This is a genomic window from Planococcus donghaensis (assembly GCF_001687665.2).
GTDB lineage: Bacteria > Bacillota > Bacilli > Bacillales_A > Planococcaceae > Planococcus > Planococcus donghaensis.
In genome coordinates this window covers 2,973,962-2,993,454 of sequence record NZ_CP016543.2, presented here as the reverse complement: position 1 = coordinate 2,993,454, position 19,493 = coordinate 2,973,962, and the positions used below count along the sequence as shown (strand labels likewise).

Annotated in this window: 16 protein-coding genes and 1 riboswitch; of the genes, 12 read left to right on the top strand and 4 right to left on the bottom strand. The window is 41.6% G+C overall.

Annotation, left to right across the window (positions count from 1 at the left end; all coding sequences use genetic code 11):
• The 3 genes from rpsN (at position 1) to BCM40_RS14720 (ending at position 2,293) form a co-directional block, all read left to right on the top strand.
• A complete protein-coding gene (rpsN, locus tag BCM40_RS14730) occupies positions 1-270 on the top strand; it encodes a 30S ribosomal protein S14 (protein ID WP_065525219.1) in 270 nt (89 codons plus the stop codon).
• Between the two features lie 272 nt (positions 271-542).
• Positions 543-1,343 carry an alpha/beta fold hydrolase gene (locus BCM40_RS14725; RefSeq protein ID WP_065525220.1) on the top strand — a complete coding sequence of 267 codons (801 nt, stop codon included), beginning with the start codon at positions 543-545 and terminating at the stop codon, positions 1,341-1,343.
• The gene (locus BCM40_RS14720; protein WP_065525221.1) at positions 1,316-2,293 is read left to right on the top strand and encodes a GGDEF domain-containing protein; all 978 of its coding nucleotides are present in this window, start codon (positions 1,316-1,318) and stop codon (positions 2,291-2,293) included. Before BCM40_RS14725 ends, BCM40_RS14720 begins: the two co-directional genes overlap by 28 nt.
• Positions 2,294-2,346: 53 nt before the next feature.
• On the opposite strand, the gene dapA is transcribed toward BCM40_RS14720, so the two are convergent.
• Positions 2,347-3,237 carry a 4-hydroxy-tetrahydrodipicolinate synthase gene (gene dapA, locus BCM40_RS14715; protein ID WP_065527651.1) on the bottom strand — a complete coding sequence of 297 codons (891 nt, stop codon included), beginning with the start codon at positions 3,235-3,237 and terminating at the stop codon, positions 2,347-2,349.
• Between the two features lie 127 nt (positions 3,238-3,364).
• Positions 3,365-3,543: riboswitch (Lysine riboswitch) on the bottom strand.
• Positions 3,544-3,649: 106 nt separating this feature from the next.
• Between dapA and BCM40_RS14710 the strand changes: the two genes are divergently transcribed.
• From BCM40_RS14710 to BCM40_RS14685, 6 genes are all read left to right on the top strand, one after another.
• Positions 3,650-4,267: a class I SAM-dependent methyltransferase gene (locus tag BCM40_RS14710; protein ID WP_065525222.1), complete on the top strand. Its 618-nt coding sequence runs from the start codon at positions 3,650-3,652 to the stop codon at positions 4,265-4,267.
• A 53-nt stretch (positions 4,268-4,320) separates the two neighbouring features.
• Positions 4,321-5,166 (top strand): KPN_02809 family neutral zinc metallopeptidase, encoded by an 846-nt coding sequence (gene ypfJ / locus BCM40_RS14705; protein ID WP_065525223.1) that lies wholly within the window; start codon positions 4,321-4,323, stop codon positions 5,164-5,166.
• Positions 5,167-5,298: 132 nt separating this feature from the next.
• Positions 5,299-6,465, top strand: a complete 1,167-nt coding sequence (locus tag BCM40_RS14700) for a TraB/GumN family protein (RefSeq protein WP_065525224.1) — start codon at positions 5,299-5,301, stop codon at positions 6,463-6,465.
• A gap of 113 nt (positions 6,466-6,578) precedes the next feature.
• Positions 6,579-6,824, top strand: coding sequence for a hypothetical protein (locus tag BCM40_RS14695; RefSeq protein WP_065525225.1), 246 nt, complete (start codon positions 6,579-6,581; stop codon positions 6,822-6,824).
• 101 nt (positions 6,825-6,925) lie between these two features.
• On the top strand, positions 6,926-9,973 hold the full coding sequence (locus tag BCM40_RS14690) for an efflux RND transporter permease subunit (RefSeq protein WP_083394539.1): 3,048 nt from the start codon (positions 6,926-6,928) through the stop codon (positions 9,971-9,973).
• Positions 9,974-10,238: 265 nt separating this feature from the next.
• The gene (locus BCM40_RS14685) at positions 10,239-11,450 is read left to right on the top strand and encodes a NupC/NupG family nucleoside CNT transporter (protein WP_065525227.1); all 1,212 of its coding nucleotides are present in this window, start codon (positions 10,239-10,241) and stop codon (positions 11,448-11,450) included.
• Positions 11,451-12,020: 570 nt separating this feature from the next.
• Here BCM40_RS14685 and BCM40_RS14675 read toward each other — a convergent pair.
• The gene (locus BCM40_RS14675) at positions 12,021-12,950 is read right to left on the bottom strand and encodes a nuclease-related domain-containing protein (RefSeq protein ID WP_238323734.1); all 930 of its coding nucleotides are present in this window, start codon (positions 12,948-12,950) and stop codon (positions 12,021-12,023) included.
• A 467-nt stretch (positions 12,951-13,417) separates the two neighbouring features.
• Between BCM40_RS14675 and BCM40_RS14670 the strand changes: the two genes are divergently transcribed.
• Positions 13,418-14,716, top strand: coding sequence for an NCS2 family permease (locus BCM40_RS14670; protein WP_065525229.1), 1,299 nt, complete (start codon positions 13,418-13,420; stop codon positions 14,714-14,716).
• Between the two features lie 92 nt (positions 14,717-14,808).
• A complete protein-coding gene (locus BCM40_RS14665; RefSeq protein WP_008432215.1) occupies positions 14,809-14,994 on the top strand; it encodes a hypothetical protein in 186 nt (61 codons plus the stop codon).
• Between the two features lie 52 nt (positions 14,995-15,046).
• On the opposite strand, the gene BCM40_RS14660 is transcribed toward BCM40_RS14665, so the two are convergent.
• Both BCM40_RS14660 and BCM40_RS14655 read right to left on the bottom strand, forming a co-directional pair.
• On the bottom strand, positions 15,047-15,934 hold the full coding sequence (locus BCM40_RS14660; RefSeq protein WP_065525230.1) for a MerR family transcriptional regulator: 888 nt from the start codon (positions 15,932-15,934) through the stop codon (positions 15,047-15,049).
• Positions 15,935-16,100: 166 nt separating this feature from the next.
• Entirely contained in the window at positions 16,101-17,300 is a 1,200-nt protein-coding gene (locus BCM40_RS14655; protein ID WP_065525231.1) for an MFS transporter, read from the bottom strand.
• Between the two features lie 322 nt (positions 17,301-17,622).
• Here BCM40_RS14655 and BCM40_RS14650 point away from each other — a divergent pair, with 322 nt between their 5' ends.
• Positions 17,623-19,125 (top strand): succinyl-CoA:acetate CoA-transferase ScpC, encoded by a 1,503-nt coding sequence (locus BCM40_RS14650; RefSeq protein ID WP_065525232.1) that lies wholly within the window; start codon positions 17,623-17,625, stop codon positions 19,123-19,125.
• Positions 19,126-19,493 lie beyond the last annotated feature (368 nt).

The following is a 19,493-nucleotide window of genomic DNA, read 5'->3' as shown; positions in this document are numbered from 1 at the left end:
ATGGCTAAAAAATCAAAAGTGGCACGTCACAAGAAGCAGCAAGCGCTAGTTGCCAAATTTGCAGAAAAGCGACAAGAATTAAAAGAAAAAGGCGACTTTGTAGCATTAGCTAAGTTACCAAAAGATTCATCGCCAACTCGTTTGAACAATCGTTGCGTAGTGACAGGAAGACCGCGTAGTTTTATGCGCAAATTTGGGATCTCACGTATCACTTTCCGAGAACTGGCACATAAAGGGCAGATTCCGGGTGTTAAAAAGGCAAGCTGGTAGGTATTGAAATATCTGTCGTTAGGCAGAGCAAAAAAGTAGTTGTTCATTTAATTTCTATTAGTTTATACTGTGAAAATATGCCATACAGCAGACTTTTGTCTGCTGTATTTTTTTTGTTATAAAATTTATTGTTGGTGATTAGTGCTTTTTGCCAAGATATTTTTTAGTTCAAGCTCTTTAAAATTCATGTATTGATGCTATGATTAAGTATATTTAATTTTTAACTAATCTAATTTTTCTCATCATGAGAAGCAAAAAAAGGCGGAGCAACAGTGAAAATGGATATTTTAAAGCGTAACAATGTACGAGTGACGGGACAAGGCGAAAAAACGCTAGTATTTGGTCACGGATTTGGGTGTGACCAACAAGTTTGGAACAATACCATTATGAAATTTCAAATGAATTATCGCGTTGTGACGTTTGATTATGTTGGATCAGGAAATAGTGATAAATCGGCCTACTCGAAAGAGCGTTACAGTACGCTAGATGGTTATAAGCAAGATTTATTAGAAGTGTGTGCTGCACTCGAACTTGAAAAGCTGATTTTTGTTGGACATTCCGTTAGTTCGATGATTGGGTTGCTCGCATCGATTGAACAACCGGAGTTGATGGAAAAAATGATTATGATTGGGCCATCGCCTTATTATATGAACGAACCTGGCTATAATGGAGGGTTTGAGCGATCGGACATTGATGAATTATTAGACATGATGGAGATAAATTATAAAGAATGGGCAAAATATTTGGCTCCTGTAGTGATGTTAAATGAGGAGCGACCTCAACTGGCGGAAAACTTTGAGGAGATATTATGCTCTAATGATCCGATGATTGCACGCCAATTTGCTGAAGTGACTTTTACTTCAGATCTTCGCGATCAATTGGATAAAGTAACAATCCCAACCTTAATTCTTCAGCCGAAATTTGACGCGATTGTACCTGTAGAAATTGGTGCGTACATTCACGAAAAAATCGCTGACAGTCGTTTGGTGATAATGGAAGCGGTGGGACATAACCCGCATTTAAGCGATGTTGAGGAGACCGTAGCATGCATCAAGGGGTACTTGGCGGAGTAGGAGTGAAGACAATGGAACAGCAACTCGATAGAGCACCTTGCGGGTATTTAGTTCTGGACCGGGACTTGCGTATAGTTGAAATCAACAGCACATTGCGGAATTTAACAGGTGTAGAAAATCCGCAACATATTCATGAGTTGCTAACAATCGCATCACGAATGTATTTTCAAACTTACTTTACTCCTTCTATTAAAATGCACGGCACTGTCAATGAGATGTTTTTAACCTTGAAAAGCTCAACAGGATCTATGCCGGCGTTAATGAATGCAGTAGAGTACGATGGATTTTACGAGTGCGCTTTAATACAGATGAGCGTTCGGGGAGAGTATGAAAAAGAATTATTGCGTGCTAAACGCAATGCTGAAGAAATTAATCGCGAGACAATAGATGCTTACGATCAATTACAAAATTTAATGCATGAAGTTGAAGACAAGCAGCAAGAGTTGTTAGCTTTAAATTTAGAACTCCAACAGTTAGCTATTACAGACTCACTAACCGGTTCAAAAAACCGGCGCTATCTGGAAGAACGGCTAACTCATTTTTTAGTGCAAGCAGAAAAAGGGCGCAAAGTTACTATTCTCCTGTTAGATATCGATCATTTCAAGCGAGTTAATGATACCCATGGTCATCAAACAGGTGACGAAGTGTTACAAGAGTTAGCTAGACGTTTAGAAGAAGTTGTCGGATCAACTGGCATTGTGACACGTCTTGGTGGAGAAGAATTTGTGATTATTATGCCAGATATGGGTGCAGAAGAAGGATTGGCTACAGGCGATGCCATATGCAAGCATATGGAGGTAGCTAATTGGCAGAGTGTATCGGTTACTGTCAGTATTGGAGTCGCGGTATATTTGCCTGGTGATGATACTAGCAGCTGGCTGTCGCGGGCAGACAGTTACCTTTACAAAGCAAAAGCAGACGGCAGAAATTGTGCTTACGGACTAATATAAATCAAATCAAAAAAACGCTGAAGTTCATGATGAACTTCAGCGTTTTTTCGGCTTTAGTTTGTTACTGCTTTTGAATGCAAATCAGGTAAAGATGCACGTAACGTCACGGTTTCTTCTACTGTTAATGGAATCATTGGCAAGCGAACGCCGCCTACTTGAACGCCCGTAATGTTAAGAGCTGCTTTAACTGGAGTTGGATTTGGTGCAGCAAACAATGCTTTCATCGTAGGCACTAAGCGTCTGTGAATAGCTGCTGCTGTTTTTACATCACCTGTTTTAAAGCTTGTGATCATGTCTTGCATATCGTTGCCAATAATGTGTGCAGAAACCGAAACAATTCCAGTTCCACCGATTGATAGCATTGGCAGTGTTAAGCTATCATCACCGCTGTAAACAGTAAAAGAGTCAGGCGTATTTTCGATAATTTGTGCTGCGGCGTCTAAATCGCCACTCGCTTCTTTAACGGAAACAATATTGCTAATTTGGGATAAGCGAATGATTGTCTCAGGAGACAAATTAACTACGCTGCGACCAGGAATGTTATAAAGCATCACAGGCAAATTCGTAGACTCGGCGATCGCTTGGAAATGTTGGTACATGCCTTCTTGTGAAGGTTTATTGTAATATGGCGTTACAAGCATGACGCCGTCAACACCGACTTCTTCTGCTTGTTGCGTCAATGAAATAGAAGCACGCGTATTATTCGATCCCGTTCCTGCAATAACCGGAATTCGACCCGCGACTGTGTTTACGGTAAATTGGAATAACTCTACTTTCTCCTCGATTGATAAGGTAGGTGATTCACCTGTTGTACCGGCAACAACAAGGCCATCAGAGCCGTTCGCGATTAAATGCTCGATTAGTTTTTTGGTTGCTGGGAAATCGATTTCTCCTTGTTGGTCGAACGGTGTTACCATTGCTGTAATAATTTGGCCGAAATTCATAAACAACACACCCTTTTCTAATTTTTTTCGTAGCTTAGAGGTGAGGGGCCAGTCAGGAATAAACAAAAAAGCAGCAACAGGGGGTCCTGTTGCTGCAGTAGAAACAATGTTTACCATTCGTTCCTGTGCATCAGATAGCCCTCCATATAGTTACCTATATGACAGTCCTGCATTTGTTAAATACAGACCCAGCGCACGGAAATATGAGCTTTCCGTCACTTCGGCAAATCCCCCTTTCGGCAAACGTCAATGGACCTCATCGTCCTCATTTTGCGTACTGATGGTTTTTGCGCCTCTATCCTACTCCATAAAAATGGAGCAAGAAATATTGAATTAGCTGTACTATAACAAATATCTCTGTTAATTGCAAGATGAAAACGTAAAATTTTAGTGAGGAAGGAAGTGGGACGAAATGGACGAGCAAGTGTATGACAATCACCTAAACATCATAACTGTGGGGCACCAACAAGGATTTACCGATTCTCTACATCATCATCGCTATGAGCCAACTCCGTATGATTTACTCGATGTGTTGTTCACACATTATCCGGTGATTTCAGAAGATCAACTTGTCGATGTTGGATGTGGCAAAGGACGTTTAAACTTTTATGTTTATCATTTCTTTGGAACAAAAAGTGCTGGAATTGAGATGAATCCGGTATTTTACGCTGAAGCTCTTGAAAATAAAAAAAGGTATCTTGAGCAGCACGAAGACGCTGAGTCGAGCATTAGCTTCTATAATTGCTTAGCACAAGACTACCAAGTCGCAGACCAAGACAATAAATTTTACTTTTTTAATCCTTTTTCAGTGCAAGTATTCATCTCTTTTCTCAATAATGTTTTGCGCTCTGCTGAAGAGGCTCCGCGAACAGTCGATATCGTTTTATTTTTTGCCCCACAAGAGTATAGCGAGTACTTAGAAACGAGCACAGCTTTTCTATTAGTAAAAGAAATTCAGTTGCCCGATTTCCATAAAGAACCGCGTGAACGATTTTTAATTTATCGCCTATGTAAAATGGATTTAAACTAAGTCGATAACGGGTATGCTTAACTATAAAATCATAGTGAAACGAGGGACCTTTTATGGACTGGAAAGGCAGAAAAGCCAGCAGGAACGTTGAAGATCGAAGAGGCAAAGGTGGAGCGATTGTAGCCGGAGGAGGTATCGGGGGTATTCTAATCGTCCTACTCGTCGCTTTTTTAGGTGGCGACCCAGGAGTTATTATGGATCAATTAGGTGGATCTTCAGGAACTACTTCCAATCAGCCTTACGAAGCCACACCCGAAGAAGAAGAGTTGGCTGAATTTGTCTCAGTCGTCCTTGCAGATACGGAAGACGTTTGGACAGAAGTTTTTGCTGAAGAAGGCATGGAATATGTAGAACCAACACTCGTCCTGTACACAGGCAGTGTTGAATCGGCTTGCGGAACAGCGGGAGCATCGATTGGACCGTTTTATTGTCCAGGCGATTACAAACTTTACATCGATTTAAGTTTCTACAATGAATTACAAACGCAATTCCAAGCACCGGGCGATTTCGCGATGGCATACGTCGTGGCACATGAAGTTGGTCACCATGTTCAAAATTTACTTGGCGTGATGGAAGAAGTACAACCGCTGCGCAATCAATTAAGTGAAGAAGAATACAATAAAGTGCAGGTTCGCTTAGAACTTCAAGCGGATTATTTATCAGGTGTGTGGGCTCATCATGCGCAAGGCATGGGATATTTAGAAGAAGGTGACTTGCAAGAAGCATTAACGGCAGCAAGTGCTGTAGGAGACGATACCATTCAACAACGTGCGCGTGGGTACGTCGTTCCTGAAAGTTTTACACACGGGAGTTCAGAACAACGACAACGCTGGTTTAAAAAAGGATTTCAATCCGGTAATTTAAAAGATGGCGATACGTTCAATGCGCCTGATTTGTGATCTTTTTCTGCTTTTCTCCGTGAAACAAAAGGGTGCAACGTTGATATTTTTGCAATTCTGATTCATTATAAAGAATAGACAGTCTTTTCATCTGAGATGAGGGGAAATATAGTTCTACGAAGGAAGTACAACATGATTGAGGATAATATTACACGCATAGAATACGGCGAAAAAGAATTAATCCTAATCGGGACGGCACACGTTTCTAAAGCAAGTGCTGAACAGGTGAAGGCAGTTATTGAAGCAGAACAGCCTGATTCGGTTTGTATCGAATTGGATGCACAACGCTATGAATCGGTAACGCAAGATAGCAAATGGAAAGAAACCGATATTTTTAAAGTGATCAAAGACAAAAAGGCGAGTTTATTGTTGATGAACTTAGCGATTTCTTCGTTTCAAAATCGGTTAGCCGATCAGTTTGGCATTAAACCTGGTCAAGAAATGATTCAAGGAATTGCCTCTGCTAAAGAAGCTGGAGCAGAACTTGTATTAGCGGATCGCAATATTCAAGTGACGTTTTCACGTATTTGGGGCAATATCGGCTTTATGGGAAAAGCGCAACTGCTCACTTCTGTATTCTTTAGCATTTTTAGCAAAGAAACTATTTCAGAAGAAGACTTGGAAAAGATGAAGTCACAAGATACGTTGAACGCGGTGATGGATGATTTTACCCAAGTTTTTCCAAAACTAAAAACACCACTTATTGATGAACGTGATCAGTATTTGGCACAAAAAATAAAAGAAGCTCCTGGTAAAAAAATCGTCGCTGTTTTGGGTGCCGCTCATGTGCCAGGAATCATTAAAGAAGTGCATAACGACCACGATTTAAAGAAACTCTCAGAAGTTCCACCTAAATCGAAATGGCCAAAAGTTATTGGGTGGGCCATTCCATTGGCGTTGGTTGCGATGATCGCTATTACGTTCATGAACAACCCAGCAGCAGGAATTGACCAAACCGTTAGTTGGATTTTGTGGACAGCCTGTCTTGGCGCAATTGGTGCAGCAATTGCTTTTGGTCACCCATTAGCAATTTTAACAGCGTTTGTCGGCGGGCCAATTGGCGCCTTACATCCTCTTTTGGCTGCCGGATGGTTTTCGGGACTGGCCCAAGCCTATGTTCGTCGTCCCAATGTTGGAGATTTCCAAACCTTGTCGAAAGACGTTTTTACGCTCAAAGGATTTTGGGACAATAAAGTAACACGTGTTTTATTGGTTGTGGTACTGACGAATTTAGGCACGGCAGCTGGGAACGTTATTGGCGGCTTAGATGTTATTCGATTGTTTTTCCAAAACCTATAAAATGTATGTGAGAAGGCAGCCTAAAAGGCTGTCTTTTTTTGTGAGGACGTATGTTTATTTTGAAAATCGGGTATAGATTAATTGAGGAATAGGATGAACGGAGGCGCATAAACATGAGCTTTTTTCTAGTTGGAATTTTGCTGTGGTCTCTGGTGATTGGGGCAGTTGTCTTGGCGATTATCGGTCTGTGGAAACGATCATGGAAAGCGCTGGCTTGGAGCGGAATTGCACTTTTGGCCCCGATGGCGCTGATTTTTTGGGGTGGAGAAGGCATTTGGTTCCGAGTATCCATTGTACTACCGCTGTTGTTATTTGTAGCCGCCTATTGGATGAAGCAACAGCAAATGCCAAGTTTGTAAACCAGATGGAGAGATCCATCTGGTTTTTTTTCGAGCTTTCCACTAGTGTTTTCAGTCTCGAAGTTATACAATTGTTATACAAAAGTTAGGGGGGCAGAATAATGAACTACATACTAGAACGAAGCAAATTATTCATATTTTTAATTTTAATTCTGTCGATTGTGGGAGCGTATGTTTTCATTACATTGCCACAACGTGAAATTCCCGAAACACCGTCAAGCCTCGTATTAATATCAACAATTTTGCCAGGTGCGGGACCTGAGGAAGTTGAAACTTCTATTACGAACCCGCTCGAGCGTGAAATTCAAAAAGTTGAGGGCATTGCATCATTGCAATCGATTTCTTCTAATTCCGCTTCTATTATTACGTTAGAAATAGAGGATGGCGAAAACCCGGATGAAGTGGTGAATAGCCTCCAGCAACAAGCGATTAACGCAACTTCAGGGTTCCCCGATAACGCGCAAGAACCAAATGTAGAAAAACTAAGCTTCACTTCTCCTTTAGTATCGTATATGTTTTATGGAGATAAAGAAGAGTTGGCAAATATGGCAGAAGCTTTGTCAGCATTGTCTAAAGAAGTAGAGACCGTTTCTGGTGTTGCTGGAACGACTGTTAAAGGATTGAATTCACAAGAAGTGTTAATCGAGTTGAATAGTGAAGAACTAGCAGCTAATCAGCTTCAACCATTTGAAGTGCTCGAATCTCTGCAACAAGCAAATCAGCCATTGTCTCTTGGTACGCATGATAACGGCAATGAGCAAATCAGTTTAACTGTGCAACAAGGTCAAGGCATTGAAAAACTAAAAGAATTACAAGTCGGCACTGCTGCAGTGCCACTTGCAAATGTTGCAACGATTGAAATAGTCGATCAACAAACGAAAGATATTGTAACATTTGAAGGCGAAAACGCTATTTCATACACCGTGTTTTTGCAAACAGCCCAAGATGTTCCTGCAGTTGATCAAAAAGTCTCTAGCATCATTGACGAATTTACCACAGAATTACCGGCGGGCGTTCAAGCTGAAAAATACGTATCTCAAGCAGAAAGCGTCAATAACATCTTTGACAGCTTGTATGTTTCATTGGCAATTGCAGTACTTGCCGTATTGATCGTCACGACAGCCGGATTGACGTTGTTTGGTTCGTTTGCGGTTGCATTGACGGTACTGGCTTCCGTGTTAATCGGGATGATTCCCATTCCGTGGTTGGGTGTCGATTTAAACCAAATTTCCGTGATTGGTCTCATTATTGCCATCGGGATTTTAGTCGATGACAGTATTGTTGTAAACGATAATATCCAACGAAGATATAAACTAGGGGATTCCGCCCTCAATGGCGCGATTACAGGAGTCCGCGAGGTGTATCCATCTATCATTGCTTCTAGTTTGGCGATTGTTGTTACGTTTACACCGCTATTGTTACTATCAGGTGGCAATGGAGCTTTTATCAAAGCCTTACCAAGTATTTTAATCACCACAATCATTGCATCAACAATCTTGTCGATTACTCTTGTCCCAATGATGCAATATTTAAAAACAAAACGAAAAGCAAACAAAGTATCAAAAACTCCTGGGTTTTTAGGGAAGCCACTCGAGAAAATGGCTTTGTTTTATTCCAATAAAGTTTTGCGTAGTGTATTAAAACGCCCAATACTTGTTGGGGGCGGCGGTTTGTTAATCGCGACAGGGTTATTATCGCTTGCGCTCTTTACGCCGTTTGAATTTTTCCCAGCAGCTGATCGTCAAGAAGTGACGATGAACGTCCGTCTTGCAGAAGGCACAACAATTGAAGATACCGACGAATTTCTTGCTAACTTAACAGAGGAAGTTGGATCTGAAGATGACAATATCGCTGAGATCTCTATTTTCTCCGGAGAAGGGTTACCAAATTTGTTTGCTTCTTCAATGAATAATACAGGTGGCAACACGGGCCAAGTTGTCTTCCGAATTGACCGGGATAAGACGACGTCCGCAGATTTTATCGAGAAATGGCAGCCTGAGTTACGTGAGCGTTTCCCAGAAGCTGAAATTTTCTTAGATACGATTGTTCAAGGGCCACCTGTAGGAGCTCCAGTTACGGTTGACATTACAGGCGAAGATATTGAAGAATTAGCTACTCTTCGCGATCAACTAAAAGAGCAAATGCTTGCGAGTGGCGCAACGATTGTCACGGATAATTTAGGTGATCCGGTTCCGGCAATTGAGTATGTGCCAAACCAAGAGGCATTACAAGAAAACAAAATTGCACTAAGCTCAGTCACGAATCAGCTTCAATTGTTGACGCAGGGTGTTCCTTTATACACCATTTACGAAGGTCAAATGCCGTACCAAGTGTTCTTGAAGCAATCCGGAATTGATGAAGGACAATCAATTGATTTGTCTCAATTTGAAGTTCCGGCACTTAGTGAACAAGGACCACCGATATTGGTGCCGATGAATGAACTGTTAACAGCAGAAGATACGACGAAATTGGCGCAAGTTCCGCATAAAGAAGGAGATCGTTCCATTACTCTTCGCGCATTTGGCGATGCGGATGACTTTGAAAACAAAATGTTAGATGTCGTCGATGCAGCACGTGATTCATTGCCTGAAGGCTATGAATTATCGACGGGTGGAGAAAACTCAGATCAAGAAGCTTTCTTTGCGGAAATTGGTGTATTGTTCTTAGTCGTCATTTTACTGGTGTATTTAGTTATTGCCTTCCAGTTTAAATCGTTCAGCTTGCCGTTCTTAGTATTGATTGCCGTGTACTTAGGTATTTCCGGTGCGATACTTGGACTATTCTTAACGCAAACACCGTTAAGTTTCCTAGGTGTAATGGGGATTGTTTCACTCACAGGGATTGTTGTTCGAAACGCAGTCGTCTTGATCGACTTTGTAGAAGTTCGTCGTTTATCAGGAGAGCTTGATATTAAGGAAGCCATTATCGAATCAGGCTATGCTCGTATCAAACCAATCTTGTTAACGTCGATTACTTCGATTATTGCCCTTGTCCCAATCGCAGTTTCAGGGGATCCGTTATTTGAACCATTGGCGATTACGATCATCGCCGGACTCGCGTTCTCAAGTTTGTTCACCTTAGTGATGATTCCAGCGCTTTACTTAGTATTTTATCGAGTGAATCGTCGGAGAAATAAAATTACAGCATAATTCTCAACTACGCAGCCTTCGGGTTGCGTTTTTTTGTTGTTTTTTTAATCTTTATTCTCAGGACAATAAAACCTTTAGTGGAATAGGATGGAAGTTAAAAAATCAGAGTTAAAGGTACAAAGTAGTATTTGTGAATGCGTTCTCATTTCTTCACACAATAGCCATTTACTTCTCCTTTTAGATTTGGTAAGATGTCTGACGACAGTTGAGTTAAACAAATTATTTGCTTAATTTTCTGATAAAAATCTATCGATGAGGTGAAGTTGTGAATTTATTGTGGGGCATCTTTGGTATATTCGTTGTTCTTGGAATTGCCTTCCTGTTATCAAGCGGCAAGAAGTCTATTAAGCCACGGACAATTCTCGGCGGATTAGCCATCCAAATTACGTTTGCATTTATGGTGTTGGAATGGGAATTCGGGAAAAAAATATTATTATTTATTTCGAATAAAGTCCAGAACGTAATCAATTATGCGGGCGAAGGGATTGGTTTCTTATTCGGTCCTGCGGCTGATATAGGCGGTTTTGGATTTGTCTTTGCTTTTCAAGTATTGACAGTTATTATTTTCTTTTCTTCTTTAATTTCAGTACTTTATTACTTAGGCATTATGCAAATTATTATCAAGCTTCTTGGAGGAGCTTTGGCAAAACTTCTAGGAACAAGTAAAGCAGAGTCGATTTCAGCAGCAGCGAATATTTTCGTTGGTCAAACAGAAGCACCGCTTGTTATTCGTCCGTTTATTGCGGGGATGACGAAATCGGAATTGTTCGCAGTTATGACTGGTGGACTGGCTTCAGTAGCTGGTTCAACATTGGCAGGATATGCGCTTTTGGGTGTCCCTCTTGAATACTTATTGGCAGCAAGCTTTATGGCTGCGCCAGCTGGTTTAATCATGGCTAAAATGATGATTCCAGAAACAGAAGAAGTCGAAGAAAAAGACTTCGTTATGGAAAAAGATCAAACTTCAGTTAACGTTGTCGATGCAGCAGCACGTGGTGCAGCTGACGGTCTGCAATTGGCATTAAACGTTGGTGCGATGCTACTGGCATTTATCGCATTAATCGCATTGTTAAATGGTATGCTTGGTGGTATTGGCAACTGGTTCGGATTCGGTGGCTTGACTATTCAAAGTATTTTAGGTGTTATTTTCGCGCCACTTGCATGGGCAATCGGTGTGCCGTGGGCTGAAGCTGTACAAGCAGGTAGCTTTATCGGACAAAAATTAGTACTCAACGAATTTGTAGCGTACTCAGCGTTTGCACCAGAAATTGCAAACCTGTCTCCTAAAACTGTAATTGTAATCAGTTTTGCACTTTGTGGATTCGCAAACTTAAGCTCGTTAGCCATTTTACTTGGTGGACTTGGTGCCATTGCACCAAACCGTCGTCCTGACATCGCGCGCCTCGGTATTCGTGCTGTTGCAGCAGGTATGCTTGCGTCATTATTGAGTGCAGCTATCGCAGGAATGTTCGTTTAAGAAATTAACCATAAGATGAGATGAGACCTGCAGAAAATGCAGGTCTCTTTTTTGTTTTTCGAGGGTAGACTAGGGGGCGGGAGTAGGCTTGGTGGCAGCATATGTGCGATGAGCGTGTGCTTACGCACGGTTCTAGAGAAATACGCGCGGTCCAGGGGTAGATATGCGCGCAGGAAAAAATTTACGCGCGGTGGAGAGGCGTTTATGCGCGTTCCGCAAAAAATACGCGCGAACGGCTCTCACGATGAGAATTTTTTCTGCATAGAGCGTAGCGACAACCGACGAAGTGTAGGTGTTAGTGCTTTTCGCTCGCGAAAAGCGGGGCAATTGGTGGTTTTGTTTTGGTGGGAAGAGAGTTTAGGTTTTGGTGTAGGCTGCGCGGCGGTATACGCACGTTGGGCGCACACTTACGTACGGTTCTAGAGAAATACGCGCGTTCCGGGGGTAGATACGCGCGCAGGAATAAACTTACGCGCGGTGGAGAGGCGTTTACGCGCGTTCCACAAAAAATACGCACGAACGGTCGATGAAACGCAAAAAAGCCTCCCACCTAAGTGAGAGGCTTCCTCATTATTTGCGCAATTGGTAAGAGCGAGATTTTGATTGTCCCACTCTTTTCAAATCGAGCTGACATAACAACCTTGTCGCCACGGATCTGGATTCGAATCCGCAAAATGCGCGAAGTTTTTGATTGGTGATAGTGGTTTCGACAAAGCTGAAGTATTCTTGAATCGCTAAAATATGAGCTAAAGGGTTCTGAAAGCCGCAATTTTTGCACAGCCAGCTTTTGTTTAGTCGCTGCATACTGAGCGATTGGCAAGAAGAGCAAAATATACCAGACTGCAATTCTTTGGGATCAATAAAGTAATAGCTACATAAAGGGGTTTGTTCATAAGGGGTTTGAGTGGTCAAAATCATTTTCTGGATTTTCGCCAGTTTGCAATCTTCGGCTTCAAGGGGGAAAGCCTGTAGAATTCTTAACAAGTATTCAATCATTTGATAGGTTTTGCATACATAAACGCCATGCGGCTTGGAAATAAACTCACAATCTTTCGCAGTAAAAACGATCAGTCCAGAAATGGGTAAATTAATTTTTTTCATTTTAAAATAATGTGTGAGGAAGCGAATGTGTTTCCGGAGTTGGATTTTTGGGTTTTCCATAACGGAGCGTTCGCCTGCTAAATTAACGCGAGAAAATTCGCCCGTCTTCTCATCGAAATGTAGCTGTCCACTAATGTTTTTGGACTCGATAATAATTGCTCCTTTTTCAGTAAGCAAGAGTCCGTCCATTTGCACAGACCAAGTACCGATTTTCAAATTTACATCCCATAAAATACGGAAATCTTCCTCCATGTAAAACTCATTAAACTTTCTTTTAATGCGTTCTTCGCCACGTTTACCGGCGGTCGTCCGGGAGAGTTGTTGCTCAAGAAATTGACGCTGTGGATGTTGAGGGCTAAGCCTAGTAAGCAATAATGTTAAAGCTTCTGTTTGTGACAATAAATCAATTGTTTTTGTTATATGAATTCCTCCTTTGTATGAATTACCAAAATTATAGCACTCACAGCGGTCCTGCAAAAGTTTATTTTGAAGACCTTAATTACCGGCTTTTCGCTAGCGAAAAGCGACAAAATCAAACGGCGTTGCCTTATGCACGTTTCCCGGGAAATACGCACGGTCGGTGGTGAATACGCACGCTCAGTGAGAGATACGCGCGGTGAAGAGGAAATACGCACGCTCAGTGAGAAATACGCGCGGTGAAGAGAAAATACGCACGCTTCGCGAGAGATACGCGCGGTAAAGAGGAAATATGCACGCTCCACGCCAAATACGCACGCACAGAAAAGAACCATAAAGCGAGCCATCTTGACAGCGCCTTCTTTTTAGATTACACTCCTAGCTTGGCTTACCTATTTCGATAGGCAGAGCGGGTAGGGAGAGGGCTAATTTAATAGAAGGTTATGACTATGTTTAATTGGATGGATCGGTATTTCGGTCTTCAGGAAAATGACACGACAGTTAAGCGTGAAATGACAGCGGGCTTGATCGGCTTTTTTACGGTAGTCTACATTATTGCCGTCAATGCACTGATTTTGTCGGAAGCGGGCATGCCACTTGAAGCAGCGATTGTTGCGACGATTGTGGCATCGGTTTTTGGCTGTTTGCTTATGGGCTTTTGGGGCAATGCACCGATTTTGTTAGTGCCGGGTATGGGCATTAATGCGCTATTTTCGTACACGATGGTTCAGTCAATGGGCTTGTCTTGGCAAGAAGCGCTAGCGGTTGTATTTGTTTCCGGCGTGATTTTTGTGGCAGTAGCATTTACGCGTTTTGCAAAAATGCTGAGCGCTGCAGTACCACATTCACTAAAAGAAGCCATCACTGTTGGACTGGGCTTGTTTTTAATGCTGATTGGTCTAGAAAAGGGCGGCATTGTTGAGCGTGGCACGAGTTCGATTTTGGCACTCGGTTCACTAGCTGATGCACACGTACTAGCTACCGTGCTGACCGTCATTATTGCGGTTGTGTTGTTTATTCGCAACGTGCCAGGGAATTTCCTGATTACGATTGTTGTTGGAACCATCATTGCCGCATTTTTCGGACTTATCGATTTTGGCAGTATGAACGAGTCTTCGATCAATGCGACAGAAGCTTTTGCGGTGTTTGGTGCTTTGTCTTTTGGCAATATCCTGTCCACAACGTTTTGGGTGGCGGTATTTTCTCTGACTATGGTGCTGGTATTTGAAAACATTGGACTGGTTCATGGGCAAGTGGCGTTTATCGAGCGTCCTGAAAAGTTCAGTCGGGCTTTTCAGGCGACGTCTGTGTCTGCAATGACGTCTGGTATTTTTGGGACGAGTCCAACTGTAGCAACAGTTGAAAGTGCAGCAGGCATGACAGCGGGCGGTCGTACTGGATTAACGTCGATTACGGCTGGACTGTTATTTCTTATTGCTTCGTTTTTCATTCCTGTTATTAAACTGATTCCAGATAGTGCAATTGCGCCCATCTTGATCATCATCGGCTTTTTGATGCTTCAAAACATTAAAAACCTCGATATGAAAGACATGAGCGAAAGCTTTCCGGCTTTGCTGATTGTAGCGTTAATTCCGTTTACGTACAGCATTGCTGATGGAATCGCGATCGGTTTTATTATGTACCCGATTTTAAAAATTGCTGTCGGTAGAGGACGCGAAGTTTCTCCGACGCTTTATGTTATCGCTAGTTTGTTTTTAGCGAACTTCATTTTTCATTATTTAGGATAATCGATACACAGTAACGCACTTGCTGAGCAAGTGCGATTTTTTCTGCAGCAGTGTACAATAAAGACAAGAAGATTCAAAAGGAGCGGATACAGATGAAATACACCAAATCCAAAATGGAGCAATTGGTCAGTGATCATCCGGAATTGAAGAAACGGTTGAAAGTGCTGATGAAAGACATGGAGCTTGAAAAAGGCTTTGCGTTAAAAGCGCTTTATCACTCAGAAGTCACAGACAATGGACCTTACCAAAAAGACTACCAAGATCTTGACTGGCAATAAAAGCATATAAAAACGCCCTCAATTTAATTATTGAGGGCGTTTTTATGAAAGATTAAAAATTTTGTTCAGCGAGCCACTGTTGCCAAACTTTTAAATCGGTACCCAGATACCAACGATTGGAGTTGTTCTTTTGCTCGACGACACCTTGACCTCCAAGAATAAATTGCATTTCTGGCTTAGCTTTTGAAAGTGTGTCCATATACTGATTCGCGACTCCCATCAAGGCAGGAGAAGCAATTGATAGACACATGAGTTTAAAATTGTGTTTAACGACCATTTCCTCTAACCCATCAAGTGGGGTATCAGGTCCAATATAAACAACGGAAAAACCATTTTCTCTCAAGAACAAAGTAAACAAAAGCAATCCTAACTGGTGTTGCTCGCCACTTGGGCTTAGCGCCATGACTTTTGGTAAGGTGGGTGAAGTTGGAAACACACGGAAAAACTGGTTAAAACGTTGTTGAACAATATGTGTAATCATGTGCTCGTGAGCAACACTAATGACTCCATCTTCCCAAGCTTCTCCGATGCGAATCATCAACGGTGCGATAATTGAGAAAAAGACTTTTTGGTGATGAAACAAAGAAAAGTGCAAATCCAATAAATAATTAAAGCGTTCAGCATCCATTTCGGCTGCTGCTTGAAAAAGCTGATTTATTTGTTCACTATATTCCGAGTTATTGCTTTGAGAAAAATCTCCTGTAGGAGTAATAAATTGTTTACGTGAAGCGTGTAATTTTTTTACAGCTTCACTGATTTTCATGCCGTTGTTCTGTACTTGTATTTTAAGCCATTTCAAATCTTCCAGATTTTGATCCGAATACAAGCGATGTCCAGATTCTGTACGAGCTGGAGTGATCGCACTGTAACGCGTTTCCCACGAACGAATTGTCACTTTCGGCATATCTAAGATTTTGGCAGCTGCTTTAATGTTGTACATAGCATTACCTTCATTCTATAGATTTATAGTTGATGTTGTACAAATATTATACAACGGATAAATAGACCCGTAAAGCTGGACGCAAGCTAAGCTTCCGAAAATAGAAAATTTTTCAAAATTATCTTTGATAGATAAAAAAAACAGGTTCTCCTGAGAGAACCCGTGACTACCCAATAGTAGATGCTTTTATAGCAAGCGAACGTTGCCAAACAACTGTAATTGATAGGGTCAGCAACAACATCACCAATCCTAAAATAAACGGAAAGACGATATTGACATCGTATAAAATTCCGGCAAGTAAAGGACCGACGACATTGCCAATGCTCATATAGGCGTTGTTCATCCCCATCGCAAAGCCAACTTCGCCTTCAGCCATTTTTGAGATTAACGTATTCAAAACAGGGCGTAAAATTGAAGTAGCTAAGAAAATCACAAGCGAAACAGCGAAGAACATCGCATAGTTTCCAGCAAAAAGAGATAATAAGAAACCAAATGCTGCGACTCCAAGAAATGCGACAAGAATCGCCACTTCACCGTAACGACGAACGATGCGGTCCACCACGAACAATTGCACAATCACGCTGACAATTCCAGTTGCGGTAATCATAAAGGCGATATCTTTCGCGGTAGAATCGAATTGATTGTCTAAATACAGCCCAACGACGGATTCATATGCGAGTAAACCAAAACTCATAACAAGCGTAATAATCAATGGAATAAAATACGGCATTTTCGTAGAGCGTCCGATTTTAGTAAACATAGATTCTTCGTCTGTGAGCTTAGCAGCAAGTGCAGGGTTGGCATCAGTTGCATCATATTCTTTTAACCATAAGACAGAAAAAATAACCGCAGCCAAAGAGACCAGTGCAGAAACAAGAAAAGGCAGCTTCAACGAGTAGTCTGCTAAAAATCCACCAATACCAGGCCCCACAACAATGCCGAGAGACATCGAGGCAGAAACGAGACTTGTGCCTTTTGCGCGCTGATCAAAAGTCGTGATGTCTGCGATATAAGCAAAAATGGCGGGAATTAGCATAGCGGCTCCGATACCACCTATAACACGAGAGAAATACAATATCCAAATAGAATCAGAAGCATAAAAAACAAACATGGAAAGAGTTAAGCCGAGCAGCCCATAAATAATCATTTTTCGACGACCGTATTGATCGGCCCATTTTCCAGCAATCGGCGAAAAAAGAAATTGAGAGGCGGCGAAAATAGCAATCATTAAACCGGCTGCCATACCACCTTGGTTAATGGATACAAGATAAGAAGGCATAATGGGTATAACAATTCCGAAACTTGCAACCGCAATAAACATATTAATCATCAAAATAAAAATCTTTTTCTTTTGGTCTGGCGACATGGCAGTTAGCCTCTTTTCTTCTATATAAAATTATTCGAATTTATTTTCTACAACTTTTCTATATTATTTCAGCTGTAAAACGATTGTCAATAGAATAGACTTGATATTTTTTCCAGTTAGAATTAAAGAGAGATAGCTCCCACATCTATTGCAAGAAATAAGGTTTCAGTTCAGGGGCTTGCGTATTAGATTGTTGCAGGAATGTGAAGAAAAATGAACAGAAACCTGTTTGGTGGAGTCTAGCTAGTCTTGAAAATGAGACCAATAAGATATAATTAATGTATAGGCTAACAAAAACTCAAGCCTTCGAAAGGTGATAAGGATGGACAATAAACTTCATCGTATTAAAGTCACGGAATTACAGGACCGAGTTGTATCTGCGGATGAAGCAGCTTCTTGGATCAAAGACGGAATGACCCTTGGATTAAGTGGATTCACGCGTGCAGGAGATGCAAAAGCAATTCCTTATGCGTTGGTTCGACGTGCCGAAACAGAGCAGTTTAAAGTAAATGTTTTTACGGGAGCTTCTTTAGGCTCAGACGTTGATAAATTAATGGCAGAAGCAGGAATCGTTCATAAGCGGTTACCATTTCAGGCCGACCCCGCCATGCGTAGAAAAATAAACAATGGCGACATCATGTTTGTCGACCATCATTTGTCTCAAACAGCTGAATGGATTCGAGCAGGCGTCATCGAACCCATCGATTTTGCTGTGATTGAAGCATTGGAGATAACAGAAGATGGCATGATTATTCCCACAACTTCAGTTGGGAACTCATCGGTTTTCGTGAAGCATGCGAAAAACGTCATTATTGAAATTAATCTTTCACAACCAGAGCTATTTAGAGGAGTTCACGATATTTATGAACCTGGAAAACAAGGACAACGCTCGCCGATTCCGTTAACGGGTGTGAATGACCGCATTGGAACAATCGGTATACCGGTGGACTTGGAAAAAGTAAAAGGGATTGTGTTTACTGATCAAGCCGATTCACCCTCAACGATTTTACCGTCAGATGAGGAAACGGAAACGATGGCCGGACATTTGTTGGATTTCTTGCGTGCAGAAGTAGCATCAGGGCGATTGACTAACCAGCTTGCCCCTTTACAATCCGGTATCGGTTCAGTAGCGAACGCAGTTCTCCACGGGTTGGTTGATTCGGAGTTTCACGATATGGAAGTTTATTCAGAAGTGCTTCAAGATGCCGTTTTTGATTTGATTGATGCAGGGAAAGTGAAGGTTGCATCGGCTTCTTCCATTACTTTATCAAAAGAAAAAATGGCACAAGTATTTGGAGATTTTGAAAAATATCGCGATAAAATTCTTTTACGACCACAAGAAATCACAAATCATCCCGGACTTATTCGTCGACTTGGATTGATTTCGATTAATACGGCGCTAGAGTTTGATATTTATGGCAATGTAAATTCCACACATGTGTCTGGTACAAGAATGATGAACGGTATTGGTGGATCCGGAGACTTTGCGCGGAATGCACGATTGTCCATCTTTGTCACAAAGTCGATTGCTAAAGAAGGCATTATTTCAAGTGTGGTGCCATTTGTATCGCATGTCGATCATACGGAACACGATGTAGATATTGTGGTGACTGAGCAGGGCTATGCAGATTTGCGTGGACTGGCTCCGCGTGAGCGAGTGCCTGTTATTATTGAAAATTGTGTTCACCCGATGTATCGTGAACAAATGCGTGCTTACTATGCCGAAGCATTATTGCGTGGTGGTCAAACCCCGCACGTTTTAGAAAAAGCATTTTCGTGGCATGCGAATTTAGCAACTAACGGCAGTATGTTGCTATCAGAATAACTGTTAAAACCAGCCTTTTGGGGCTGGTTTTTTATGTAGAAAAATATTTTCATGTATAATCGAAGCATAGATTCGAAACGCGAGGGTTATGATGGAAAGCTTTACACTGGGTTCGCTACTGGCTGTCATGGGAGAATTGTTTTCTGATGAAATTTCGGTAACTCTGACAAACGTCCATCACAAAAAAATCTGGAACAAATAAAAACTCATTTCAAAATTTTGAACTTCATTCTCCAAGAATCGTTTAGCGCCAATGTGCATCCTATAGAACATTAGATCCACATTCAACATGTATGCTCAAAATAGGAAATTGAGCTCAGGGAGTTCAATTCTTTTTACCCAAGTTATTTCTTAAACCCTTGATATGA